This is a genomic window from Burkholderia metallica, from assembly GCF_902832845.1.
Classification (GTDB): Bacteria; Pseudomonadota; Gammaproteobacteria; order Burkholderiales; family Burkholderiaceae; genus Burkholderia; species Burkholderia metallica.
On the sequence record NZ_CADFDB010000008.1, the window covers coordinates 275850 to 298723 of the forward strand.

The 22874-nt window shown below is 67.8% G+C and carries 20 protein-coding genes; 15 read left to right on the forward strand and 5 right to left on the reverse strand.

Annotation, left to right across the window (positions count from 1 at the left end; all coding sequences use genetic code 11):
* Positions 1–58: 58 nt before the first annotated feature.
* A complete protein-coding gene (locus HWX08_RS22865; protein ID WP_175807075.1) occupies positions 59–2455 on the reverse strand; it encodes a collagen-like triple helix repeat-containing protein in 2397 nt (798 codons plus the stop codon).
* 361 nt (positions 2456–2816) lie between these two features.
* Here HWX08_RS22865 and HWX08_RS22870 point away from each other — a divergent pair, with 361 nt between their 5' ends.
* Entirely contained in the window at positions 2817–3215 is a 399-nt protein-coding gene (locus HWX08_RS22870) for a carboxymuconolactone decarboxylase family protein (RefSeq protein WP_069259277.1), read from the forward strand.
* A gap of 70 nt (positions 3216–3285) precedes the next feature.
* On the opposite strand, the gene HWX08_RS22875 is transcribed toward HWX08_RS22870, so the two are convergent.
* Genes HWX08_RS22875 through HWX08_RS22885 form a run of 3 tightly spaced genes read right to left on the reverse strand, consistent with a single transcriptional unit; the run spans position 3286 to position 6754 of the window.
* A complete protein-coding gene (locus HWX08_RS22875; RefSeq protein WP_174921301.1) occupies positions 3286–4272 on the reverse strand; it encodes an alpha/beta fold hydrolase in 987 nt (328 codons plus the stop codon).
* Positions 4273–4280: 8 nt separating this feature from the next.
* Positions 4281–5855 carry a flavin-containing monooxygenase gene (locus HWX08_RS22880; RefSeq protein ID WP_069259279.1) on the reverse strand — a complete coding sequence of 525 codons (1575 nt, stop codon included), beginning with the start codon at positions 5853–5855 and terminating at the stop codon, positions 4281–4283.
* Positions 5852–6754 (reverse strand): SDR family NAD(P)-dependent oxidoreductase, encoded by a 903-nt coding sequence (locus tag HWX08_RS22885; RefSeq protein ID WP_174921300.1) that lies wholly within the window; start codon positions 6752–6754, stop codon positions 5852–5854. The genes HWX08_RS22880 and HWX08_RS22885 overlap by 4 nt, the downstream gene beginning before the upstream one ends.
* Positions 6755–6857: 103 nt before the next feature.
* Here HWX08_RS22885 and HWX08_RS22890 point away from each other — a divergent pair, with 103 nt between their 5' ends.
* From HWX08_RS22890 to HWX08_RS22900, 3 genes are all read left to right on the forward strand, one after another.
* Positions 6858–7499: a TetR/AcrR family transcriptional regulator gene (locus tag HWX08_RS22890; RefSeq protein ID WP_226239862.1), complete on the forward strand. Its 642-nt coding sequence runs from the start codon at positions 6858–6860 to the stop codon at positions 7497–7499.
* A 94-nt stretch (positions 7500–7593) separates the two neighbouring features.
* The gene (locus HWX08_RS22895; RefSeq protein ID WP_069259282.1) at positions 7594–7866 is read left to right on the forward strand and encodes a type II toxin-antitoxin system Phd/YefM family antitoxin; all 273 of its coding nucleotides are present in this window, start codon (positions 7594–7596) and stop codon (positions 7864–7866) included.
* Entirely contained in the window at positions 7863–8192 is a 330-nt protein-coding gene (locus tag HWX08_RS22900; RefSeq protein WP_174921299.1) for a type II toxin-antitoxin system RelE/ParE family toxin, read from the forward strand. The genes HWX08_RS22895 and HWX08_RS22900 overlap by 4 nt, the downstream gene beginning before the upstream one ends.
* A gap of 107 nt (positions 8193–8299) precedes the next feature.
* On the opposite strand, the gene HWX08_RS22905 is transcribed toward HWX08_RS22900, so the two are convergent.
* A complete protein-coding gene (locus HWX08_RS22905) occupies positions 8300–9277 on the reverse strand; it encodes a LysR family transcriptional regulator (RefSeq protein ID WP_244122757.1) in 978 nt (325 codons plus the stop codon).
* A 127-nt stretch (positions 9278–9404) separates the two neighbouring features.
* Between HWX08_RS22905 and HWX08_RS22910 the strand changes: the two genes are divergently transcribed.
* From HWX08_RS22910 to HWX08_RS22960, 11 genes are all read left to right on the forward strand, one after another.
* Positions 9405–10049, forward strand: a complete 645-nt coding sequence (locus HWX08_RS22910) for a glutathione S-transferase family protein (RefSeq protein WP_069259285.1) — start codon at positions 9405–9407, stop codon at positions 10047–10049.
* Between the two features lie 36 nt (positions 10050–10085).
* The gene (locus HWX08_RS22915; RefSeq protein WP_174921298.1) at positions 10086–12152 is read left to right on the forward strand and encodes a pyridoxamine 5'-phosphate oxidase family protein; all 2067 of its coding nucleotides are present in this window, start codon (positions 10086–10088) and stop codon (positions 12150–12152) included.
* A gap of 123 nt (positions 12153–12275) precedes the next feature.
* The gene (locus HWX08_RS22920) at positions 12276–12479 is read left to right on the forward strand and encodes a DUF2970 domain-containing protein (RefSeq protein ID WP_046549365.1); all 204 of its coding nucleotides are present in this window, start codon (positions 12276–12278) and stop codon (positions 12477–12479) included.
* A gap of 561 nt (positions 12480–13040) precedes the next feature.
* Positions 13041–15272: a TonB-dependent siderophore receptor gene (locus HWX08_RS22925; RefSeq protein WP_174921297.1), complete on the forward strand. Its 2232-nt coding sequence runs from the start codon at positions 13041–13043 to the stop codon at positions 15270–15272.
* Between the two features lie 59 nt (positions 15273–15331).
* On the forward strand, positions 15332–15964 hold the full coding sequence (gene pnuC, locus HWX08_RS22930; RefSeq protein ID WP_174921296.1) for a nicotinamide riboside transporter PnuC: 633 nt from the start codon (positions 15332–15334) through the stop codon (positions 15962–15964).
* 42 nt (positions 15965–16006) lie between these two features.
* The gene (locus tag HWX08_RS22935; protein ID WP_174921295.1) at positions 16007–17197 is read left to right on the forward strand and encodes a phosphotransferase enzyme family protein; all 1191 of its coding nucleotides are present in this window, start codon (positions 16007–16009) and stop codon (positions 17195–17197) included.
* A gap of 712 nt (positions 17198–17909) precedes the next feature.
* Entirely contained in the window at positions 17910–18458 is a 549-nt protein-coding gene (locus HWX08_RS22940; protein WP_174921294.1) for a PAAR domain-containing protein, read from the forward strand.
* On the forward strand, positions 18451–19122 hold the full coding sequence (locus HWX08_RS22945; RefSeq protein WP_174921293.1) for a M35 family metalloendopeptidase: 672 nt from the start codon (positions 18451–18453) through the stop codon (positions 19120–19122). The genes HWX08_RS22940 and HWX08_RS22945 overlap by 8 nt, the downstream gene beginning before the upstream one ends.
* A 47-nt stretch (positions 19123–19169) precedes the next feature.
* Complete coding sequence (locus HWX08_RS22950) at positions 19170–19610, forward strand: OmpA family protein (protein ID WP_244122756.1); 441 nt, start codon at positions 19170–19172, stop codon at positions 19608–19610.
* Positions 19611–19988: 378 nt separating this feature from the next.
* Positions 19989–21299 (forward strand): TolC family protein, encoded by a 1311-nt coding sequence (locus HWX08_RS22955; RefSeq protein WP_174921291.1) that lies wholly within the window; start codon positions 19989–19991, stop codon positions 21297–21299.
* Between the two features lie 34 nt (positions 21300–21333).
* Positions 21334–22812, forward strand: coding sequence for an efflux RND transporter periplasmic adaptor subunit (locus tag HWX08_RS22960; protein ID WP_174921290.1), 1479 nt, complete (start codon positions 21334–21336; stop codon positions 22810–22812).
* Positions 22813–22874: the final 62 nt, after the last annotated feature.

A 22874-nucleotide genomic window follows, 5' to 3' on the forward strand; every position in this document is an offset into this window, starting at 1 on the left:
CCGGGCTTGGTATGGATGCGTGCCCGGCCATTGGCCTGTGGTTCTGATAGGTAAAGCGTTACTTCTTGTTGCCGCCGCCGAGCAGGCCGCCGAGGAGGTTCGTCACCGGCGACAGCAGGTTGCCGGCGCCGCCCGCGGTGCCGCCGTTCGAGCTGCCGGTCAGGCCGCCCACCACGGTGCCGCCGCCGGCCGGCGTCGTGACCACGCCCGCCGCCCCGCCGGCGGCCGCGCCGCCTGCCGGCGTCGTCACCGCACCGGCCACCGCGCCGACCGGGCCGCTCGTCAGCAGGCCGCCGAGCGTGCCCGTCACGTTGCCGCCCGGCGTCGTGACCGTGCCGGTGAGGCTGGCGCCGAGCGGCGTCAGCGCGTTGACGAGGTTGGTGACCGGCGCCAGCAGGCCGCCGACACCCACGCCACCGGTGCCGCTGGTGCCGCCGGTGCCACTCGTTCCGCCGGTGCCGCTCGTGCCGCCCGAACCGAGGCCGCCGAGCGCACCCGTCAGCGAGCCGAGCAGGCCCGTGACCGGGCCGAGCGGGCCGCCGCTGCTCGTGCCGCTGGTGCCTCCAGAACCGCTCGAGCTGCCGCCGCCCAGGCCGCCCAGCCCGCCCGTCAGCGTGCCGAGCAGGCCCGTGATCGGGGCGAGCGGGTTGCTGCCGCCCGTGCCGCTGCTGGAACTGCCGGCGTTGTTGTCGTGGACGAGACCGCCGGTGGACGTCACCGTGTTGCCGAGCTGCGCCACGACGCCGCCGAGACCGGCGCCGACCGGGTTGTCGGTTGCACCGCCGACCTTCGTGCCGGCGCTGGCGAGGCCGTTGCCGAGCGCGCTCAGCAGGCCGTTGAGCGGCGTGCCGAGCAGCGTCACGCCGCCGAGCGTCTGGGTGGCGCCCGGCGTCGTGACACCGCCGGTCAGCGTGTTCGTGATCGGGTTGATCACCTTGCCGATCTGCGTCTCGAGCTGCTGGACCGGCGAGCTGTTCAGTGCCGTGTTGAGGCCCGACGCGGTCGAGTTGACGGCGCCGCCGACCGTGCCGACGAGATCGCCGACGAGCGTCGTGACCGGCGACAGCGGCGACAGCGGGCCCGAGCCGAGGCTCTTGACCGCGTTGCCGAGGCTGTTGACCGCGCCGCCGGTGCCGGTCAGCAGGCCGGTGGTCGACGTCAGCGTCGGTCCGAGCGGGTTGGCCGACACGCCGATCGAGCCGAGGCCGGCCGCAACGCCGTTGCCGAGCGCCTGCACGCCGTTGCCGAGGCTCGTGACCGCGTTGCCGACGCTGGTGGCCGTCGTCGGGTTCGTGCCGGGGATCTGCACGCCGCCGATCTGGCCGCCGCCATTCGCCACCGTCGTGCCGATTGCCGTCACGAGATTGCCGGATTTCTGCAGGACGTTGCCGAGCGGGGTGACGCCGGTGCCGGAGGTGCCGGAAGTGCCGGAAGTGCCGGAGGTGCCGGAAGTACCTGACGTACCGGAGGTGCCCGAGGTACCGGAGGTGCCCGACGTGCCGGAAGTGCCCGACGTGCCGGAAGTGCCCGACGTGCCCGAGGTACCGGAAGTGCCTGACGTACCGGAAGTACCCGACGTACCGGAAGTACCCGACGTACCGGAAGTACCGGACGTACCGGAAGTGCCCGACGTGCCGGAAGTACCCGAGGTGCCCGAGGTGCCCGAGGTGCCCGAGGTACCCGAGGTACCGGAAGTGCCTGACGTACCGGAAGTACCCGACGTACCGGAAGTGCCGGACGTACCAGAAGTGCCCGACGTACCGGAAGTGCCCGAGGTACCGGAGGTGCCAGAAGTACCGGAAGTACCCGAAGTACCGGAGGTGCCTGACGTACCGGAAGTACCCGACGTACCGGAGGTGCCCGACGTACCGGAGGTGCCTGACGTACCGGAGGTGCCTGACGTACCGGAGGTGCCTGACGTACCGGAAGTACCCGACGTACCGGAGGTGCCCGAGGTACCGGAAGTGCCCGAGGTACCGGAAGTGCCCGAGGTACCGGAAGTGCCCGAGGTGCCGGAAGTGCCCGAGGTGCCCGAGGTGCCGGAAGTACCCGACGTACCGGAAGTACCCGACGTACCGGAAGTGCCGGAAGTGCCGGAAGTGCCGGAAGTGCCGGAAGTGCCGGAAGTGCCGGAAGTGCCGGAAGTGCCGGAAGTGCCGGAAGTGCCGGAAGTTCCGGAAGTTCCCGACGTACCGGAGGTGCCCGAGGTGCCGGAAGTGCCCGAGGAAGTACCCGAGGTCCCAGAACTACCCGACGTACCCGAACTGCCGCCGCCCGAAGTCCCCGAAGTCCCGCCGCCCGACGTACCCGAAGTCCCCGAGCTGCCGCTCGTCCCTGACGTGCTCGGCTTGATCGTCGGCGGGGTGGTCGGTCCATCGACCGAGCCGCAACCGTAGAGCGCGAGCAACGACGAGACGGCCATCGTTACCGTCGTCTTCTTGAAGAGTGTGTGCATGTTGGCCTCGACATTGGAAGTGTGTCCCGGCCATCTCTGCAAATTTCGCGCCATGGCAGATTCCCCGAAACGGTGTCGAGCTTTATTGCAGAAATCGGGAATATCTGCGCGATTTAAACGGTGTAACGGGTTTTTCGCGCGACGGGCACGCGGGGTGCGCCGGCGAGGCGGTTGCGATGTTCCCGTAAGCCGCCGTAACGCGCGGCGCGATGTTACGTAGCGTTCGATATCGCGTCACGCGGCCGGCCGCGAACCGAGGGGCCCATCTTTGACGAGATGCGCCGGCCCGACGAACATGGCGCGATCCCCGGCTGCCGACGAAGCCGAAGCGGCCGCGACTCCATCCACACAGGACACGGACATGAGCGAACAGGACAGGGAATACGGCAAGGCGCGACGCATCGACGTGATGGGCGCGGCGTTCGTCGAGCGCGCGATGCGCGATCTCGACGGCTTTTCACGCCCGCTGCAGAACTGGCTGAACGAGCACGCGTGGGGCAGTACGTGGCAGCGGGGCGGGATCGACCTGAAGACGCGCAGCCTGTGCACGTGCGCGATGCTGGCGGCGCTCGGCCGCAGTACGGAACTGAAGGGGCACATTCGCGGCGCGCTCAACAACGGCGCGAGCCTCGTCGAGATCCGCGAGGTCTTGCTGCACAGCGCGCTGTATGCGGGCGCGCCGGCGGCGGTCGAGGCATTCCGCAGTGCGCGCGAGGTGATATCGGATCTCGGGCTGTCGGTGCCCGACGACGAATCCTGATCCCGCCGCCGGCGCGGCGCCGGATCAGGTTCCCGCTTCGATCCGCGCCGCGTTCCGGTGCGCCAGCACGTCAGTGCGCGACCCGCGCCGTCTGCGCGACGCCATCGGCCGGCGCGGCGGCGACTTCGAGCAGCCAGTCGGCGGTCGCGTCAGGAAGCGTGACCGGCAGCATGTGCCCGCCGTCGACGACCTTCAGCCGCACGCGCGCCGACTTCTTCGCGAGCGCTTCGCCGTGATCGCGCCAGTTCAGGATCGGGTCGGCACGGCCGTACAGCACGTCGACCGGCAGCGCGAGATCAGCGTAGCGGCGCACCATCGCGGGCAGGTCGACGGGCGCCGACAGCAGGTCGGTCGCGGTCGCATAGAACACGTGCGGGCGCATCCCGAGCAGCCCGCCGCCCTTGACCGGGAAGTCGCGCGGCACGGCTTCCGGCGCGAACACCTGCTGGACGGCCTTGCGGCCCGTCAGGATCGTCAGCGGAATCGCGAAGGTCCACGACACGAAGCGGCGTACCAGCGGCGACGGCAGCATCAGCGGCTTGAACGGCGCCGGCGGCTCGCTCTGCTCGTGCGACAACGGCGCGATCAGCGCGAGCCGGCTCACGCGGTCCGCATGGTTGAGGCCGACCGCCAGCGCGATCGCGCCGCCGAGCGAGTGGCCGACCAGCACGGGCTTGTCGAGCTTCAGCGCGTCGATGAACGCGGCGACCGTGCGGGCCTGCGCGAACACGTTCGCCTGCGAGCTCGCGCCGCGCAGCGAGCGGCCGGCGCCCGGGCGGTCGATGAGGATCACGCGATGCCGTTGCGCGAGCCGCGTGAGCGGCAGGTACGCGAAGTTGCGCAACTGCCCGGCGAGCCCGTGCACGAACACGAGCGGCGGGCCGCTGCCGTATTCGACGTAGTGGATGCGGTCGCCGCCGATGTCGACGAAGCGGCCTTCGGGCGGAAACGCGCGCGTCACGCGGCGGGCCACGTAAGCGGTAAACAGCGCGAGCGCGGCGAGCACCGCGACGACGCCGAGCAGCACGTTCTGGATCAGATGGAGCGTAGGAGTCATGTCTGGCCTCAGCGGGTTTCGAGTGCGGGTTCGGCAACCGGCGTCGCGGCAGCCGGGGCGCCCGTCGCACGGCGTTCGAATTGCATCGCCGAATCGGCGAGCGGGCTGAACTTCAGCGATGCGAGATCGCGCACGTAGTTTTGGTGGAACTTCCACGGCTTGCGGTGGCCCTGCTTCGGCAGGATGCCGGCCGCGCGCTGGATGTAGCCCGAACTCAGGTTGACGGCCGGCACGTCGCCGATGTCGCCGGCCCCGAGCCGCGGCACGCAGGTGTCGTAGCCGTTCGCGCGCATGTGGTTCAGCAGCCGGCACACGTAGCGCGCGATCAGCTCGGCCTTCAGCGTCCACGATGCGTTCGTGTAGCCGAACGACGACGCGAGGTTCGGCACGCCGCTGTACATCATGCCCTTGTAGGACACCGTCTCCGGCAGGTCGACCGGGCGGCCGTCGACCGTGACGCGCGCGCCGCCGAGCAGCTTTACCTTCAGCCCGGTCGCGGTGACGATCACGTCGGCGTCGAGCTGCTGGCCGCTCTTCAGCTGGAGGCCGGTCGGTGTGAAGCGCTCGATCTCGTCGGTGACGATCGATGCGCGGCCCGCGCGGATCGCCTTGAACAGATCGCCGTTCGGCACGAGGCACAGGCGCTGGTCCCACGGCATGTAGCGCGGCGTCAGGTGCTTCGCGACGTCGAAATCCGGCCCGAGCTGCTTGCCGGCCGCGCGGATGATGAATTTCTTCGTCTGCTCGGGCTTGCGGCGCGACACGTTGTACAGGTAGATCGTCAGCAGTACGTTCTTTACGCGTACGAGCCGGTGCGCGAGCCGCGACGGCAGCACGCGGCGCAGCGCGTTCGCGATCTTGTCGCGCGCGGGCAGCGACACGATGTAGGTCGGCGAGCGCTGCAGCATCGTCACGTGCTGCGCGTCGGCCGCCATCGACGGCACGAGCGTGACGGCCGTCGCGCCGCTGCCGATCACGACGACGCGCCGGTTCGCGTACGCCAGGTCCTTCGGCCAGTGCTGCGGATGCACGAGCGTGCCTTCGAACGTGTCCATGCCGGCCCAGTCGGGCCGGTAGCCGGCGTCGTAGTCGTAGTAGCCGCTGCACATGAACAGGAAGCGGCATGTGTACACGAGCGTGTCGGTCGCGCCGTCCCGCGTGCGCTCGACGTGCACCGTCCAGCGCGCGCGGTTCGAGTCCCAGTCGGCCGCGACCACCTTCTGGCCGTAGCGGATCGTCTTGTCGATGCCGTACGTGCGTGCGGTGTCGCGGATGTAGTCGAGGATCGTCTGGCCGTCCGAGATCGCCTTGTCGCTGTGCCACGGACGGAAGCTGTAGCCGAGCGTGAACATGTCGGAGTCCGAACGGACGCCAGGATAGCGGAACAGGTCCCACGTGCCGCCGATCGCGTCGCGCGCCTCGACGATGGCGACGCTCGCATCCGGGCAGCGCCGTTTCAGGTGATAGGCGGCGCCGATGCCGGACAGGCCGGCGCCGACGATCAGCACGTCGAGGTCGTGGCCGTCCGGGCGGGCGCCGCGGGCGGGCGGCGCGTCGCGCCGGTCGGTCGTCGTCGAGGTCATGCGGGGTCCTTGGTCGGGGTGGTCGGGCGCGCGGCCGGGGCGGCCGCACGTTCCAGATTGCGGGCGCGGGCGCGCCGCACGTGGCGCAGCATCAGCCACTGGTAGCCGGCGCCGAGCAGGCGCGCGATCTTGTCGAGCCGGCGCGCGTCGGCGCCGACGAGCACGCGGCGCGCATTGCGCTCGACCCCCGCGAGGATCTGCCGCGCGGCGTCGTTGGCCGTCGTCGTGTTGATCAGGCGGTTCGCCTGGCGGCGATGGGTCGCTTCGTCCTGGCCCGTCAGTGTGTGGATGCTGGTGTCGACGCGGCTCGCGTCGACGATGTTCGTCGCGACGCCGCCCGGATGCACGCAGGTTGCGCTCACCGGCGCGCCGTCGAGTTCGAGTTCCATCCGCAGCGCCTCGGTGAAGCCGCGCACCGCGAATTTGGTCGCGTTGTACGCGCTCTGCGTCGGCATCGCGACGAGGCCGAACAGGCTCGACGTGTTGACGACGTGCCCGTCGCCCGACGCGCGCAGATGCGGCAGGAACGCCTGCGTGCCGTGCACGACGCCCCAGAAGTTGATGCCGACGATCCATTCGAGATCGGCGATGCGCGCGGTTTCGGCGCTCGCGGCCAGCGACACGCCCGCGTTGTTGAAGATCAGGTTGACCTTGCCGTGCTCGGCGCGCACGAAATCGGCCCACGCGAACACCGCGTCGCGGTCGGCGACGTCGAGCCGCCGCGTGCTTGTGCGCACGCCGTGCCGCGCGCAGGCAGCCGCCGTGCCGGCGAGCCCGGTTTCGTCGATGTCGGCGAGCGCGACATCGCAACCGCGTCGCGCGAGTTCGACCGCAAGGCTGCGGCCCATGCCCGAACCGGCGCCCGTGATCGCGGCGACCTTGCCGGAAAACCCGTTCATCCGTTGCTCCTCCCGTTCCGCTTGTGCTGCACCGGCGGCGCGTCTATTGTGGTGTTGGTCGTCACCACTTTAGTTTTCGGGTGTCCTGATGTCAAATAGCGGAATGGAGAAAGCACTCGAAACGGAAAAACGGGGCCGCGCATATGGCGGCGTGGCGCCCGAGGTGCGGGCCGCCGAGCGCCGCGACGCGCTGATCCGCGCGGCGACGCGCGTGTTCGGCACGGTCGGGTTCCGCAAGGCGACCGTGCGGTCGATTTGCCAGGAAGCGAAGCTGAACGATCGCTATTTCTATGCGGCGTTCGACAGCACCGAGGATTTGCTGCGCTGCACCTACCTGCATCACGCGCAGCAACTGCACGACGCGGTCGCGCGGGCGGTGGCCGAGCGCGGCGGCGATCTGCACGCGAGCGTCGATGCGGGGCTCGCGGCGTTCTTCGCGTTCCTGCGCGACCCGTGCGCGGCGCGCGTGCTGCTGCTCGAGGTGATGGGCGTGAGCGCGGACACCGACATGACCTACCAGCGCATGCTGATCGACTTCGGCAAGCTGATCATGGCGATCGGCGCGCCGCGCGAAGCGGCGACGCCCGCGGAGCGCACCGAGCAGCGGCTGATCGGGCTCGCGCTGGTGGGCGCGATGACGAACGTCGGCGCGGCGTGGCTGCTCACCGACTATCGCGATCCGGAGGCGCAGATGGTGGCCAGTTGCAGGAAGGTGCTGCTGGGGACGTTGCGGGAGCAGGATTGAACCGGAGCGGCGCGAGGCGTCGGCGCACGTTCAATTTCGAGACTAAATTCGGACTATAATCGGTCCTGTTGCGGCCATGCTGGACGATGCTCTCATGAAATTCTCTACCCAGGTCAAACCCATCAGCTATCTCAAGAGCCATGCGGCCGAGATCGTCAAGGACATTTCGGAGAGTCGCGAGCCGATGCTGATCACCCAGAACGGCGAAGCGAAGCTCGTCGTGATGGATGTCAAGTCGTACGAGGAGCAGGAAGAGACGCTCGCGCTTCTCAAGCTGATTGCACTGGGCAATCGGGAGATCGATCAAGGCCACTTTCGTCCGGCCGAGGATGTCTTTGCAGATCTCGACAAGGACGACGATCAATGACACTTCGTGTCGTTATCCTTCGTTCGGCGGAAGAAGATCTGAAGGTGTTGAAGCGCTATCTCGTTTCGAATTTCGGCGCGGAAATCTGGCGAGCAGGCTATGGCCAGATCAAGGATGTCATTGCATCGATTCGCGCTTTTCCGAAACAGGGCAGGACTCCCGACGAGCTTGCGAATATCGACGTCGGTCAATATCGGCAGGTCGTTGCCGGAATGAATCGCATCATTTACGAAGTGCGCGCCGACACCCTCTATGTCCATATCGTCTGCGATACGCGGAAGGATCTGAAATCGTTGCTTATGAGAAGGCTCATGCTTGCTCATTGAAGCAGATCGGAACGTCACTCGCCGTTCGCGCGTTTCGATCCGCGCGCTTGCACGTTCCGGCCCGCACGTTCTCGTCGACGGGCACGACTGACTCGATCGATGCGTTGCTATCGCGCGTTGCGGGCCACCGACCGCTTGCCGGACGCGCGGCGCTCGGCGGGGATAATTTTCGCGTTTGTCGCGCCGGCGCCGATACGCCCCTTCATCGCGTCGATGAACGCGCGCACCTTCGGCGACGGCAGACGCGTCGACGGAAACACCGCATGAATCCCCGCCGGCGCCGAGCGCCACGCAGGCAGCAGCCGCACGAGCCGGCCGGCCGCGATGTCCTCCGCGGTTGAGAAATCCGTCAGCAGGCCGAATGCGCCGCCGGCCAGCACGATCGCCCGGCAAGCCGTCGCGGTGTTCGACACGAAATGCGGGATGCAGCGCACCGACGCGCTGCCCCCGTTCGCACTTTCAAGCTCGACCGTGTGCGGACGCGCCAGCGTCGACAGCATCACGAACGGCAGCGCGGCGAGCGCATCCGGATCGCGCGGCAGCCCGTGCCGCGCGACGAACGCCGGGCTCGCGACCAGCCATTTCTCGTACGTGCCGAGCTGCACCGCGCGATAGTTCGAATCGGCGAGGCGGCCGATGCGGATCGCGACGTCGAGGTTGTCCGCGACGAGATCGACCACGCGATCGTTCGCGATGAGTTCGACATCGAGCCCCGGATGCGCGTCGCGCAGCGCGACGACGGCCGGCGCGACGACCTGCGCGCCGTAGTCGATCGGCACGCTCACGCGCAGCGTGCCGCGCAGCGGCCCCGCGTCGGACGACACCGCGTCGAGCGCGCTTTCGGCGGCGCGCACGATGTCGCGGCACGCGTCGTAGAACGCGCGCCCCGCGTCGGTCACGCTCAGCCGGCGCGTCGTGCGCACCAGCAGGTTCGCGCCGACCTCTGATTCGAGGCGCTGCATGTGCGTGCTGACGACCGTCTTCGCGAGGCCGAGCCGCTCGGCCGCGGCCGTCAGCGAGCCGGCATCGACCACCGCGACGAAGATCGCCAGCCGGTTCAGGTTCACGTCGCGCAAGTCGGCCATCGTCGATTGTCCTATGGGAAAGGATAATGTTTCGTCGATTATCCGTCTTCTGGTGACGAACGGCGAGCGCTACGCTGCAGGGGTTCGTCGCCGACTCCCGGCGACGCGAGATTCCGGAGCGTTTTCCATGTCTGCTTCCCGCCAGCCCGCCTCGCCGATCCGTGTGTATTCGTTCCTGCTGTCCGGGCACGCGCATCGCGTCCGGTTGTTCCTGTCGCTGCTCGGCTTGCCGTCCGAGACCATCGACGTCGATCTCGCGGCCGGTGCGCAGCGCGAACCGGCGTTCCTCGCGCTCAATCCGCTCGGGCAGGTGCCGGTGATCGACGACGGCGGCACGGTGATCGCCGATTCGAACGCGATTCTCGTGTACCTCGCGAAGCGCTACGGCGACGCGCACTGGCTGCCCGACGACCCGGTCGGCGCGGCCGTCGTGCAGCGCTGGCTGTCGTATGCGGCCGGCCCGATCGCGTCCGGCCCGGCGGCCGCGCGGCTCGTGACCGTGTTCGGCGCCCAGCTCGACCCGGAGGCCGCCAAGCGCACGGCCGCGAAGGTGCTCGACGTGATCGACCGCGAGCTGGCCGCCAAGCCGTTCGCGGCCGGCGCGCAACCGACGATCGCGGACATCGCCGCGTACACGTACATCGCACACGCACCGGAAGGCGGCGTGTCGCTCGAACCGTATCCGCACGTGCGGGCGTGGCTCGCGCGCGTCGAGGCGCTGCCGGGCTTCGTCGCGATGCCGACGACGCGCGCGGGCCTGCTCGCCGCGTAACGCCAGCCGAAGCCACGCCTGCCCACGGAGAACATGATGAACGCCCCGACCGCCGTCGTACCGGGATGGGAACTCGACACCGCGCCGTTTCACGCGGGCGAGCTGGCCGTGCAGCAGCGCGCGGGCGTGACCGAGGCCGCGGGTTCGGCCGGCCGGCGCGGGATCCGGCGCTTCATGCCGGACCAGCACCGGACGTTTTTCGCGCAACTGCCGTTCTTCGTGCTTGGCGGTGTCGATGCGCACGGCCAGCCGTGGGCGACGCTGCGCGCCGGTGAGCCAGGGTTCGTGACGTCGCCCGATGCGCGCACGCTGCGCATCGCGGCGCGCGCGCTGCCCGGCGATCCGCTGGCCGGCGCGTGGCGCGCGGGCGCGCCGCTCGGCGGGCTCGGCATCGAATTCGATACGCGGCGGCGCAATCGCGTGAACGGTATCGTGCGGGCGGTCGACGGCGACGTGCTGACGATCGCGGTCGAACAGAGCTTCGGCAACTGCGCGAAATACATCCAGGGTCGCAAGCCGACGTTCGTCGCGCGCGATGGCGATGCGCAGGTCGAGCCCGACGTGTCGGACCGGCTGAACGACGCCGATCGCGCGCTGCTCGCGCAGGCCGATACGTTCTTCGTCGCGAGCGCGAACACGTCGGCGGACGCGGGCGCCGCGCGCGGCGCGGACGTGTCGCATCGCGGCGGGATGCCGGGCTTCGTGCGCGTCGACGACGCGCGCACGCTGACGACGCCGGATTTCAGCGGCAACCGCTTCTTCAACACGCTCGGCAATTTGCAGCACGATCCGCGCGCGGGGCTGCTCTTCGTCGATTTCGACAGCGGCGACCTCGTGTATGTCGCCGCGCGCGCCGAGATCGTGTGGGACGGGCCGCTCGTCGCGTCGTTCGACGGTGCGCAGCGCGTCGTGCGGTTCCACGTGCGGGAAGTGCGGCGCATGCGCGCGGTGCTGCCGTTCCAATGGTCGGCGGTCGAGCGCGCGCCGCAGTTCCCGGCGATGGCGGCCGCCGCGGGTGGAGCGGTGGCGACGGCGGCCGCTTCGGTGCCGTCCGCATCGGCACCGGTATCGGCACCGGCGTGGCGGCCGCTGCGCATCGCGAAGATCGTCGACGAAGCGCGCGCGATCCGCTCGTTCCATTTCGAAGCGGCGGACGGCGGCGCATTACCTGCCTACGAAGCCGGCCAGCACCTGACGCTGCGCGTCGCGCTGCCGGGCGGCGATTCAGCGGCGATCCGCAGCTATACGCTGTCCGATGCACCGGGCGGCGCGCATTACCGGATCACCGTGAAGCGCGAAGGACGCGTATCGGCGTGGCTGCACGATCACGCACAGGCGGGCATGACGCTCGACGCGCAGATGCCGCGCGGCCGCTTCACGTTCGATCTCGCGAGCCCGCGTCCGGCCGTGCTCGTGTCGGCCGGCATCGGCATTACGCCGATGATCGCGATGCTGCGCCGCGCGCTGGCCGACGCCGCACCGTCGCGCCGCGTGGTGTTCGTGCATGGGGCGCGTGAAGCGGCCGACCGGCCGTTCGCGGCGGAACTGGCGCGTATCGCGGCCGCCGATGCGCGGCTGTCGCTCCACTGGTTCGACAGCCGCCCGCACGACGGCACGGCAGCGCGGGCGGGCCGCATCGACATCGCGCAACTGAAGCGGCTGCTCACATTCGACGACTACGACTTCTACCTGTGCGGGCCGGCCGCGTTCATGCGCGACCTGTACGACGGGCTGCGCGCGCTGAACGTGCCGGACGAGCGCATCCGTTTCGAGGCGTTCGGGCCGTCGAGCGTCGCGCGCAGCGCCACCCGCGCGGCGGGCCTGCCGGCGGTGGCGGGCGTGCCCGTCGTGTTCCGGCGCTCGGGGCGTGAAGCCGCATGGACGCCCGCCGACGGCACGCTGCTCGAATTCGCGGAAGGGCAGCGCGTGGCCGTGCCGTCCGAATGCCGCTCCGGTTCGTGCGGCACGTGCGCAACGCGCGTGCTGTCCGGCGCGGTCGCCTACAACTCGGCGCCCGACGCGCCGGTCGCACCCGGCAGTGCGCTGCTGTGCGTCGCACGGCCCGCGCAAGGGGCCACGGCGCCGCTCGTGCTCGACCGCTGACGGCGCCTGCGACACGCCGCCGCAGACGGCCTGCTGCGCGAAAAGCGCACGCAACTGCTGCTTTTTTCGGAGACCGGTTGGATCGACGATAGCGTCAACCGATTCGATGAAAGGAGCGTCATCATGAAACTGCTCGGCATGATCAAGCTGGTCCTGTGGAGTTTCTTCGGCGTACGCAACAGCAAGGCGCACGCAGCCGATCTCGCGAACGTCAACTTCACGCTGCTGCCGTTCGTCGCGATCATCCTCGCGGTGCTCGTCGGTGCGGTGATTTACGGCGTCGTGCATCTGGTCGTCGATCCGACCGTGACGATGCAGGGGTTCTGACCGGCAGCCGGATCGCGAGCGGGCGAACGTGCCCGCTCCGCTCGCAGGCCGCGCGGCCGCGCACGAATGCGCTGGCCCGTATGGGCACCGTCGCCGTGCCGCACGAATCCCGCTTCCCCCCTTTTCGCCCGATTCCAGGGCGTTCAGCCCCGCCCGGGGTAAAATGCGCGCCGCGCCGCGATGTCGCGCGCGACGGGCATGCCGCCGTTCCAGCGAACGGTGCGCGCAAATGCGTCGCGCCCGCACCGAGGCGTTCGAAGCGTCCCCCGCATGACAAGACCGCGCGATGCCGCCGGCCGCCCGACACGCCCCCGACGAACCGTCGACGGCTGCGTCGGTTCCCGGCGCGTCACCTGAATCCGATGTCCCATCCTGCGTCTTCCCGACCGGTCGGCCCGCGCGCGTGCCGTGTCGTCCGATTCGTCGGATGAATATCGTGCCGACGCACGCGTCCGGCGCTCGGGCGCGGAGCCGTTCGCGGGCGCGCGCTTCGCAGCATTCGTAATGCAGCTTCGTAACGTGTTTCGACAGGGTCGAGTGGCGAGTTTTCCATCCAGAACAATGACGGTGAATAAAACAACAGCGTCGCGCGCAAGGCGGCGGCGCGCGAAGGTCGGACTTGGCGTCGGTGTCGGCATCACGCTTTTCGCGGTGCAGGCCGCCGCGGCGCAGGGCGACACGCCGGCGCCGGACGCCGGAGCGGCCGGCGGCGCGACGCTGCCGACGATCACGGTGAGCGGCGAGCGCGGCAATGCGCTGCGCGTGCGCAATGCATCGGTCGCGGGGCTCGACGATGCGCCGCTGCGCGACACGCCGGCGTCGGTGAGTGTCGTCACGCGTGCGCAGCTCGACGACCAGCAGGCGAAGCGGTTGAGCGACGTCGTGCGCAACGACGCGTCGGTCGTCAACGACTATGCGCCGGTCGGCTATTTCGAAGGTTTCGCGATCCGCGGGTTTCCGGTCGATCTGGCGAGCGCGATCCGGATCGACGGGCTGACGGTGTCCGGCGAGCAGAACGTGCCGCTCGAGAACAAGGAGCGCGTCGAGATCCTGAAAGGGCTCGCGGGCATCGACAGCGGCGTCGTCGCGCCGGGCGGCGTGATCAACTTCGTGACCAAGCGCTCTGCGAACGTCGCGAGCGTGACGGGCGGCGTCGACAGCCGCGGCTCGACGTCGGCGGCCGTCGATCTCGGCCGCCGCTTCGGCCCCGACAATCAGTTCGGCTTCCGGATCAATGCCGCGAAGGAGAACATGCACTCGTATGTCGACGGCACGAACGGACGGCGCACGTTCGGCTCGATCGCCGCCGACTGGGACATCAGCCCGCGTGCGAGCCTGCAGCTCAACGCCGAATTCCAGCAGTGGATCCAGCGTTCCGCGCCCGGCTACCAGTTGCTCGGCGGCACCGTCGTGCCGTCGGTCAAGACGACGTCGAAGGCGCTTGGCACGCAGCCGTGGGCGAAACCGGTGACGACCGACGCGCTGAACCTGAACGCGCGCTTCGACTACCAGTTCAACGACGACTGGAAAGCCTACATCGCCGCCGGCCGCAGCCGCACGATGATCGACGACAACAGCGCGTTCGCATACGGCTGCTCGTACGCGGCCAGTTGCGCGGCCGGCGCGACGTCGCCGTTCTTCTTCGGCGCGAACGGCGACTACGACGTGTACGACTTCCGCAGCCCCGGCGAATACCGGCGCAACGACGATCTGCGCGCGGTCACGACGGGCAAGTTCGCGACGGGCCCGCTGCGGCACGAACTGACGCTCGGCGTGAGCGTGCAGCGCCGCGTCGTGAGCATGGCCGACGCCGTGTACGACTACGTGGGCAGCGAGAACATCTACGGGCCCGACGTGACTTTCGCGCCTTCGCCGAATTCGCCGGGGCCGTCGTATCCGCGCCTCGATGCGTGGCAGTACGGTGTGTTCGGGCTCGACCGCATCAGCATCGGCGAACACTGGCAGGTGCTCGCGGGCGGCAAGGAAGTGCTGCTGCGCCAGCGCAGCTGGAGCAGCCTCGACGGCGATGCGACACATACCGACCGCTCGGTGTTTCTGCCGCAGGTCGCGCTCGTCTACAAACCGGTGAACGTGCTGTCGCTGTACGCGTCGTACAGCAAGGCGCTGTCGCTCGGCGACCAGGCCCCCGTGCGCGCGACCAACGCGTATGCGTTCCTGCCGCCCGTCGAATCGCACCAGTTCGAGCTCGGCGCAAAATACGACTGGCTCGACCGGCTGAGCCTCACGGCCGCGGTGTTCTCGATCAGCAAGCCGTTCCAGTTCGCCGATCCGGACGCATCGGGTACGAGTTACACGTTCGTGCAGCGCGGCACGCAGCGGCACCAGGGGATCGAACTCGGCGCGGCCGGGCGCGTGACCGAGCGGCTGGGGCTGACCGCGAGCGTCGCGGCGATTCGCGCGCGGGCCTACGATTCCGGGTCGCCGGCGTACGAAGGGCACCAGATCATCAACGTGCCCGCGTTGCGCGCGTCGCTGTACGCGGACTACGCGGTGCCGGGCGTCGCGGGGCTGAACGTGCTGGGCGGCGTGGAGTACAGCGCGGCCCGCAACGCGAACGAAGAGGGCACCGCGCGCGTGCCGTCGTGGTTCGTGTTCAATCTCGGCGCGCGCTACACGACGAAGATCGGCGGCCATCGCACGGTGTTGCGCGTGTCGGTGGACAATCTGTTCAACAAGTTCTACTGGCGCGACGCGGGCGAGCAGCAGGGCGATGCGTACCTGTTCCCGGGTGCGCCGCGCACCGCGCGCGTGTCGTTGACCTATGATTTCTGATCGTCCGGAACCGGCCGCGTGACGCGCGGCCCCGGCAGCCAACCTGGAGAGCACAGACGATGTCCCCACTTGAAATCGCCGGCGTGATCGTCAGCGCGCTCGCGATTTGGCTGACCGCGAAGCGGCGCATGCTGTGCTGGCCGGTCGGGCTCGTGTCGGTCGCGCTGTACGGCTGGATCTTCTTCGACGCGAAGCTGTATTCGGAAATGCTGCTGCAGGGCGCGTTCGCGGTGCTGCAGGTGTACGGCTGGCAGCGCTGGCTCGCGCAGCGTGCGCGTGAAGCCGAAGGCGGCGCGGCGCCGGCGGGCGACGTCGCACCCGTCACCGGCGTGCGGCCGATGCAGATGCTGCCCGACCTGGTCGCGGCCGTCGTCGGCAGCGCGCTGCTCGGCGGCATGATGGCGCGCTGGACCGATGCGGCACTCCCGTTCGTCGATGCGTCGCTGACCGCGTTCAGCCTCGTCGCGCAATACTGGACCGCGCGGCGCTACATCGCGTCGTGGGGGCTGTGGATCGTCGTGAACGTCGTGTACGTCGGGATGTTCGTGTTCAAGGAACTGTATCTGACGGCCGGACTCTATGCGCTGTTCATCGGGCTCGCCGTCGTCGGCTGGCGCGACTGGAGCCGCACGGCCGCGGCGCTGCGCGCGGCGGCCGGTGGTGCGCTGGCGACGGGCGACGGCGCGCGCTGATTCGCGCGCCGATTCGGATTCAACTACGGAGCAACGTCGTTCATGTCATTCCCACTCGAGCCGGACGGAAACCTGTCGCGTGAGGTCGCGCCGCCGCAATTCGGCGTCGACGGCGAGCAGGCCGAACGCGACTGGCCGCTGATGACGCACGACGAGGTGGCGGCGGTGCTCGCACGGATCGACGGCGCCGGCGAGCCCGCGCGGCTCACCTGGCACAGCCCGCGGCAGTTCGCGGCGGCCGTGCTGGTGCAGATGACGGACGGCCGCGGGCTGTTCGTCAAGCGTCATCACGTGAGCCTGCGCGATGTCGAGGGGCTCGAGGAAGAGCATCGTTTCATCGCGCATCTGCGCGAACGCGGGATGCCCGTGGTCGACATTCTTGCGGCTCGCGACGGCGCGACCGCATTCGCGTCCGGCGAGTGGACCTACGAAGTGCACGTGCGCGCACCGGGTGTCGACCCGTATCGCGGCGTGATGTCGTGGCAGCCGTTCACGCATGCTTCGCATGCATACGCGGCCGGCCGCGCGCTGGCCGAACTGCATCGCGCATCGGCCGGCTACGAAGCGCCGGCGCGGCCCGTGCGGACGCTGCTGTCGAGTTTTCGTGTGCTGTCGTCCGCCGATCTGGCGGGCGCGCTCGAACGCTGGGTCGACGCGCAGCCGCTGCTCGTGCGTGCGCTCGGCGCGCGCGACTGGCGCGGCGACGTGGCCGACGCGATCGGCCCGTATCACGCGCGGCTCGTGCCGCTGTTGCCTGCGCTTGCGCCGCTGTGGACCCACGGCGACTGGCATGCGTCGAATCTGTTGTGGACCGAGGCGGGGCCCGGCGCACAGGTGCGGACCGTGCTCGATTTCGGGCTGGCGGATCGCACCTGCGCGGTGATGGACCTCGCGCTAGCGATCGAGCGCAATACGGTCGACTGGATGGCGCCGGCCGATGCGCGCCGCGTCGAATACGCGCAGATCGACGCGCTGCTCGACGGCTACGAATCGCTCGAGCCACTGGGTGACGAAGCCTATGCGGCGCTGGTCGCGCTGCTGCCGATCGTGCATACGGAGTTTGCGCTGTCGGAAGTCGCTTATTTCGGCTGCATCATCGATGCGCCGGCGATCGTCGACATCGCGTACGACGGGTACCTGATCGGGCATGCGCGATGGTTCGGCGAGCCGGATGGGCGACAGCTGCTCGCATGGCTGCAGCGTCGCAGGCAGATAAGGAACGGGCAAACTTGAGCGGTGTATTTGGCACTGGGGCGTATGTAGCGCGTGCTGTCGGATCTGGCCGGCGGCAACTCGTCTGAACCCACCTTCGGCGTGGCTTCCCACAAGCCTTAGATTGCCCTTCGTTTCCGCGCCGTGGCCAATGGTCGTGGCGACTGAGCGCCGATTACTGCGGCGTGCTACGCGCGTCCGGACGGCGGACCCTTGCATCGCGCCACGCGGCCCGCACAACTTCAATACGAAATCGGCCGCCCGGCAAATCAGGACGAGAGTCAGCCGCCAATAAAGACGAGCGCTGGAAACGCGCGTCCGGCATTTTAATTCGCGAATCCCGTCGTTCAGTCGTTTTAGACGAACGTGGCGACATGTGCGCATTGCAGCCAAAAAAATTCGGACAGTGCGGGCATCCGGGCCGACGCCGCGCCGTCCGATACCCGGAAATTGCGCTCACCTCTTTGCATCCGAGAGATCTTCATGGCTTTCATTCGTGTACCAGATGGTCGTTACCGAATTTTCGTACATGGATGATTTATCCCTCTGTCGGATTGGCGTTAAGTTGGCGTGGAGCACCTTTCACCCACTTAACCAGAGAGGGATGCAGGATGACGAACGAACAAGCAGCAAAAGCGATCAGTAGCCTTGGCGTCGCGGATTACCCGGACTGCACGCCGTTTACCTTCGTGGGTTGCGAACTCCCGAATGGCGAGAACCAGGAGGCTGCGACATGATCCGGTTTTTCCTCGCCAAGGGCGACCGCGCGGGGAGCGCGATCATCACCGAGGGTCTCGACACTGTGACCTGTTCTAATCCGCCTCCGGCAGTACAAATCGCCACGCTCGGCATGAAAACCTACTGCACGACCTGTAGGCAAGAAGGATTCATTGCACCGGAGGGGCCACGCTGGCCAGGGACAGGCCCGAACGGCAAGCAATGGGCATTGAGCGGCGATATCAACGTGTGCGACTGCAGCCCGCCGCCGGTTTTCTACGCAGAGCGCAACATGAGAATGACTTTCACGGCGGAGGAAGCGGCTGCGCTGACGGGGCGAAGCGTTTCGCGTTCGGTGGTGGCGGGACGGACTGAACACGACGAACAATTTGTTCTCCGCGACGCCGATACCGGCCGACCGTTGGCGAGATTGCAATATCGAATTCGTACCGCGGCCGGGAAGGTATTCAGCGGCGTCACGGATGCTACCGGCCATACACAGCGCGTCACGACAACCAATGCCGAATCGCTTTGCCTTGAAATTGTGAGGAGCGAAAATGCCTAATGACGGTTACGAAATCGTTCACGACTCCGCTGCCACGAACACGACACCTGGATCGAAGGTCTACGTTGACGTCAACATGGCGCCGATATGCCCAAATATGACGAATAAGCAATTCGCCGATGTGGTAATGCGTGCGCGAGATGCGGGTGTGGTCTTGATTCAGGATCGTATCGCGGCGGTTACGCGATGGGACAGAAGCGAGCAGGATCGAGCCAAAACTTACTTCGGCCGCGCAGATGAGGAGATCAGAAGCACACTAGTCGCTGGCCTGCCTCGCCTGCTGAAAGCCATGCAAGAGCTTGTTCCGGAGAAAATTGTTCGCTGGGACAGCGATCTCAACCGGAGCCTGTCGTGCGCCGTTGTACCTGATACCGGCTCGAATCATGCGGGAGTCTGTAAGCCTGATTCCGAACGGCGAGTCATAGCAATCTATTCAAAATTCTGCTCTACTTCAAACGGTGAGCTATTCCATGCCGCAAAAGTAAAAGTTTTGATTCATGAGTGCACGCATTACACTGACACATTTAATTCCGACGATATTGTTTATGGCGATACTGAAATTGGCATGAAGGTTTTTGCAATGAATAATTCGGATTGTGCGATCAAGAACGCCGATAGCATAACTGGGTATATTGCGACATTTGATAGGGTTGTTATTCAATGATCATCACACGGTGTTTGAAGTCTTTTCTGTCGGCTCTGGCAATCCTGGTGTTCGCATTCTTCGACGGACCGGCTGTCGCGTGTACTATCGGAGAGGAGGCGCAGATCCAACTGCCGTTCAATGCCACTGATATTTCCAATGCCGACAGGCTCGCAATAGCCAATATCGTGATTGAGGCGAAGCAATGGCCCGATGTGGAAATTCAAGCGGTTGTGATTGCGGGTGCATATAAAAACGAAAAAAATGTGGAGAGATTGAAGGAGACCCGAGCCGACATTGTTAAAGCATATCTGCAGCAACTTGGCATCAAGAGCGAGAACATATTGATTGACAAGAAGACGTTCACAGATGAGATGGTGGTTAAGCATCCCGACGGCACGATGACTATCCATCAAATCGTGATCGAGTTGACGCCGATATGTAAGGGCAGTTGCGCGCGGCTTTGCGATGATCCTCGCGTGACGCCGACAAGCAAGGCGATCAAGTAATTTCAGCGCAGTGTGGCGCCGTATCGGCTGGGCTTCTTTTTCTTGCAATCAAACACGAGACCGAGACGTTTCGCGCTGGCGTCGCTCACCGCGCGCGTGACACTCGCTGTTAGCTCGTGCGCGAAGCCATAGGTTCCGGCGCTCGCTGGCGAGCGTTGCTGGACAACTTCTGCATGTCATTTGTGACGTGCGCCGCCCACGTATTCATGAACGGAATACGTTGCGCTAGCGGGTCGGTGTAGTGACACACCGCTTCATCCAATTGCTGCGCGCTCACGCGCTGCCGCCCCGAAGATGACGGAAATATCATCTTCGCCTCATGTTCGCACTGCGGCCTGACCGTAGCATCGGTCGCAAACCGTTACCGCAGAACCGAACATGCTCAAGCTCAACCTCGTCGTGGCCGTCATCTTCGCGATGGCCGCGACGGCTCATGCGCAGCCGTCGCCAGCGCCGGCGACGTCCGGCAGCGCCGCGCCAATCGCCGCCCCGCCCCCCGACGCGCCCCCTGTTCCGCCGTTGACGCTCGCCGACGTGCTGTCGGTCGCCGCCCGCAACAACCCGGCGCTGCGCGGCGCGCGCGCCGACGTCGATGCGTCCGCAGGCGCGCTGCTGCAAGCCGGCGCACGCCCGAACCCGGAAATCTCGTTCCTGCAGGAAGGGTTTCGCCGCGCCGAACGCACGTCGACCGCGCTGATCAACCAGACGATCGAACTCGGCGGCAAGCGCAGCGCGCGCGTCGACGTCGCGTCGTACGGCAGGGAAGCGGCCGATGCGTCGCTCGACGAGCAGGGCGCCGTCGTGCGCGCCGACGTGATCGCCGCGTTCTACGGGCTGCTCGCCGCGCAGCGCCAGCTTCAGGTGACAGAGGAGTCGGCCGCGATCGCCGCGCGCTCCGCGGATCTCGCGAGCCGCCGTGCGCAGGCCGGCAAGGTGTCGCCGGTCGAGGCGACCAAGGCGCACGTGGCGGCGGCGGGCGTGCAGATCGAAGTCGTGACCGCGCGCGGCCGGGTCGAGGTCGCACGTGAAAAGCTGAACGCGGTGATGGGCGAAGCGCGCGACGGCCGGGTGGCGGTGCTCGGCGATCTCGAAGCGGTGCCGCCGGTGGCGCCGCTGTCCGCGCTGACCGCGCAGATCGACGATGCGCCGCTCGCGCGGGTCGCGCGCGCCGAGATGCTGCGCTCGAACGCGGCCGTGTCGCTCGAACGCGCGCGGCGCATTCCGGACGTGACGATCAGCGCGGGCGTGAAGCGCGTGACCACGGGCGGCGTGCCGGACAACCAGGCGGTGGTCGGCGTGTCGATCCCGATTCCGCTGTTCAACACGAACAAGGGCGCGCTGCTCGAGGCGACGCACAAGGCCGAGCGCGCGAACGCCGATCTCGATCGCGAACGCATGCGTCTGCGGCTGGAACTCACACAGGCGTACGCGAATTTCGAAGCCGCCGCGCAGGAAGCGCAGCGGCTGAAGGGCGACATCCTGCCGGCCGCGCGCGTCGCACTCGACGCGATGTCACGCGGCTACGAACTCGGGAAGTTCAGCTTCCTCGACGTGCTCGACGCGCAGCGCACGCTGTTCCAGGGCCAGTCGCAATACGTGCGCGCGCTTGCCGACGCACATACGGCCCGCGCCGACATCGGCCGGCTCGTCGGTACGCCGCTCGCACCGCTTGCACCGGTCGCGCAATAGCGCAACGGACGCCTCTATTACCTGAAGGATCACCATGTCACGCAGCAGAATCCTGATCATCGCGGCGGTCGTGCTCGGCGGCGCCGGGATCGTCCTCGGCGCACTCGGCGTCACGCGCAACGGCGGCGGCGCGGCCGCACCGGCCGCTTCCACCGCCTCCACGGCAGCTTCGCCGACCGAAGCCGCCGGCGAGCGTGGCGGCGTCGTGCTCAAGCGCGGCAAGCTGTCCGTCGAAATCGTGATGACGGAAAAGCCCGGCGATGCGCGCCTCGTCGTCTATCCGTTCGTCGACGGCAAGCCGGCCGACAAGGGCGTCACCGTATCCGGCACGCTGGTGCGCTACGACCGCACGCACGAACCGCTGCGTTTCGATGCGGCCGGCCAGAAGTTCGTGTCCGCGCAGTCGATTGCGAAGCCGCACGTGTTCGACGCGACGATCGACGTGAAGGCGGGCAGCGAAGCCGCGTCGTTCCCGTTCGCACGCGCCGACGGCGCGATTGCGCTGACCGACGCGCAGCTCGCCGCTTCGAAGATCGCGCTCGCGAAGGCAGGCCCCGCGCAGATAGCGACGCCGTTCCAGTTGCCGGGCGAGATCAAGTTCAACGAGGACCGCACCGCGCACGTGGTGCCGCGCGTGGCCGGCATCGTCGAACAGGTATCGGTGTCGCTCGGGCAGAACGTCGCGAAGGGGCAGGTGCTCGCCGTGATCGCGAGCACCGATCTGGCCGACCGGCGCAGCGAACTGCTGACGGCCGAGCGCCGGCTGTCGGGCGCGCGCGCGACCTACGCGCGCGAACGCACGCTGTGGCAGGAGCGCATTTCGGCCGAGCAGGACTACCAGCAGGCGCAGGTGCAGTTGCGTGAAGCCGAGATCGCCGTGCAGAACGCGCGGCAGAAGCTCGCCGCGCTGAATGCGCCGGTCGGCGCGGGCGCGCTGAACCGCTACGAACTGCGCGCGCCGTTCGCGGGCACGATCGTCGAGAAGCACGCGACACCGGGCGAAGCGATCGCCGCCGACGCCAGCATGTTCGTGATTTCCGACCTGTCGACGGTATGGGCCGAAATGGCGGTGCCGGCACAGCGGTTGAACGACGTGCGGGTCGGTCGCGACGCGACGGTCGTCGCGACCGCGTTCGAATCGCGTTCGAGCGGCCCGATCGCGTACGTGGGTTCGCTGCTCGGCGAACAGACGCGCACCGCGCCCGCGCGCGTCGTGCTGCCGAACCCGGACGGCGTGTGGCGGCCCGGGATGTTCGTGAACGTGTCGGTCGACGCGGGCAGGCAGGGCGTGCCGCTCGCGGTCGCGACCGACGCGCTGCAGGACGTCGACGGCGCACCGTCCGTGTTCGTGCGCTCGCCGAAGGGCTTCGTCGCGCAGGCCGTCGAAACGGGGCGGCGCGACGAGCGTGCGACCGAAGTGCTGAAGGGGCTCAAACCGGGCCAGGAATACGCGGCGTCGAACAGCTTCGTGCTGAAGGCCGAACTCGGCAAGGGGAGCGCGGAACATGAATGAGCGTGACGTATGCGCGGTGGCGCAACTCGCGGCCCGGTTCTTGGCCCGGTATGCGGCCCGCT

Bases quoted from the DNA above. Each gene is read 5' to 3' on its own strand.
- HWX08_RS22910 (WP_069259285.1), top strand. From the start codon at position 9,405: ATGTCTGCTTCCCGCCAGCCCGCCTCGCCGATCCGTGTGTATTCGTTC.
- HWX08_RS22890 (WP_226239862.1), top strand. From the start codon at position 6,858: ATGGAGAAAGCACTCGAAACGGAAAAACGGGGCCGCGCATATGGCGGC.
- HWX08_RS22880 (WP_069259279.1), bottom strand. From the start codon at position 5,855: ATGACCTCGACGACGACCGACCGGCGCGACGCGCCGCCCGCCCGCGGC.
- HWX08_RS22870 (WP_069259277.1), top strand. From the start codon at position 2,817: ATGAGCGAACAGGACAGGGAATACGGCAAGGCGCGACGCATCGACGTG.
- HWX08_RS22920 (WP_046549365.1), top strand. From the start codon at position 12,276: ATGAAACTGCTCGGCATGATCAAGCTGGTCCTGTGGAGTTTCTTCGGC.
- HWX08_RS22940 (WP_174921294.1), top strand. From the start codon at position 17,910: ATGATCCGGTTTTTCCTCGCCAAGGGCGACCGCGCGGGGAGCGCGATC.
- HWX08_RS22875 (WP_174921301.1), bottom strand. From the start codon at position 4,272: ATGACTCCTACGCTCCATCTGATCCAGAACGTGCTGCTCGGCGTCGTC.
- HWX08_RS22955 (WP_174921291.1), top strand. From the start codon at position 19,989: ATGCTCAAGCTCAACCTCGTCGTGGCCGTCATCTTCGCGATGGCCGCG.
- HWX08_RS22925 (WP_174921297.1), top strand. From the start codon at position 13,041: ATGACGGTGAATAAAACAACAGCGTCGCGCGCAAGGCGGCGGCGCGCG.
- HWX08_RS22885 (WP_174921300.1), bottom strand. From the start codon at position 6,754: ATGAACGGGTTTTCCGGCAAGGTCGCCGCGATCACGGGCGCCGGTTCG.
- pnuC (WP_174921296.1), top strand. From the start codon at position 15,332: ATGTCCCCACTTGAAATCGCCGGCGTGATCGTCAGCGCGCTCGCGATT.
- HWX08_RS22900 (WP_174921299.1), top strand. From the start codon at position 7,863: ATGACACTTCGTGTCGTTATCCTTCGTTCGGCGGAAGAAGATCTGAAG.
- HWX08_RS22905 (WP_244122757.1), bottom strand. From the start codon at position 9,277: ATGGCCGACTTGCGCGACGTGAACCTGAACCGGCTGGCGATCTTCGTC.
- HWX08_RS22865 (WP_175807075.1), bottom strand. From the start codon at position 2,455: ATGCACACACTCTTCAAGAAGACGACGGTAACGATGGCCGTCTCGTCG.
- HWX08_RS22945 (WP_174921293.1), top strand. From the start codon at position 18,451: ATGCCTAATGACGGTTACGAAATCGTTCACGACTCCGCTGCCACGAAC.
- HWX08_RS22935 (WP_174921295.1), top strand. From the start codon at position 16,007: ATGTCATTCCCACTCGAGCCGGACGGAAACCTGTCGCGTGAGGTCGCG.
- HWX08_RS22960 (WP_174921290.1), top strand. From the start codon at position 21,334: ATGTCACGCAGCAGAATCCTGATCATCGCGGCGGTCGTGCTCGGCGGC.
- HWX08_RS22895 (WP_069259282.1), top strand. From the start codon at position 7,594: ATGAAATTCTCTACCCAGGTCAAACCCATCAGCTATCTCAAGAGCCAT.
- HWX08_RS22915 (WP_174921298.1), top strand. From the start codon at position 10,086: ATGAACGCCCCGACCGCCGTCGTACCGGGATGGGAACTCGACACCGCG.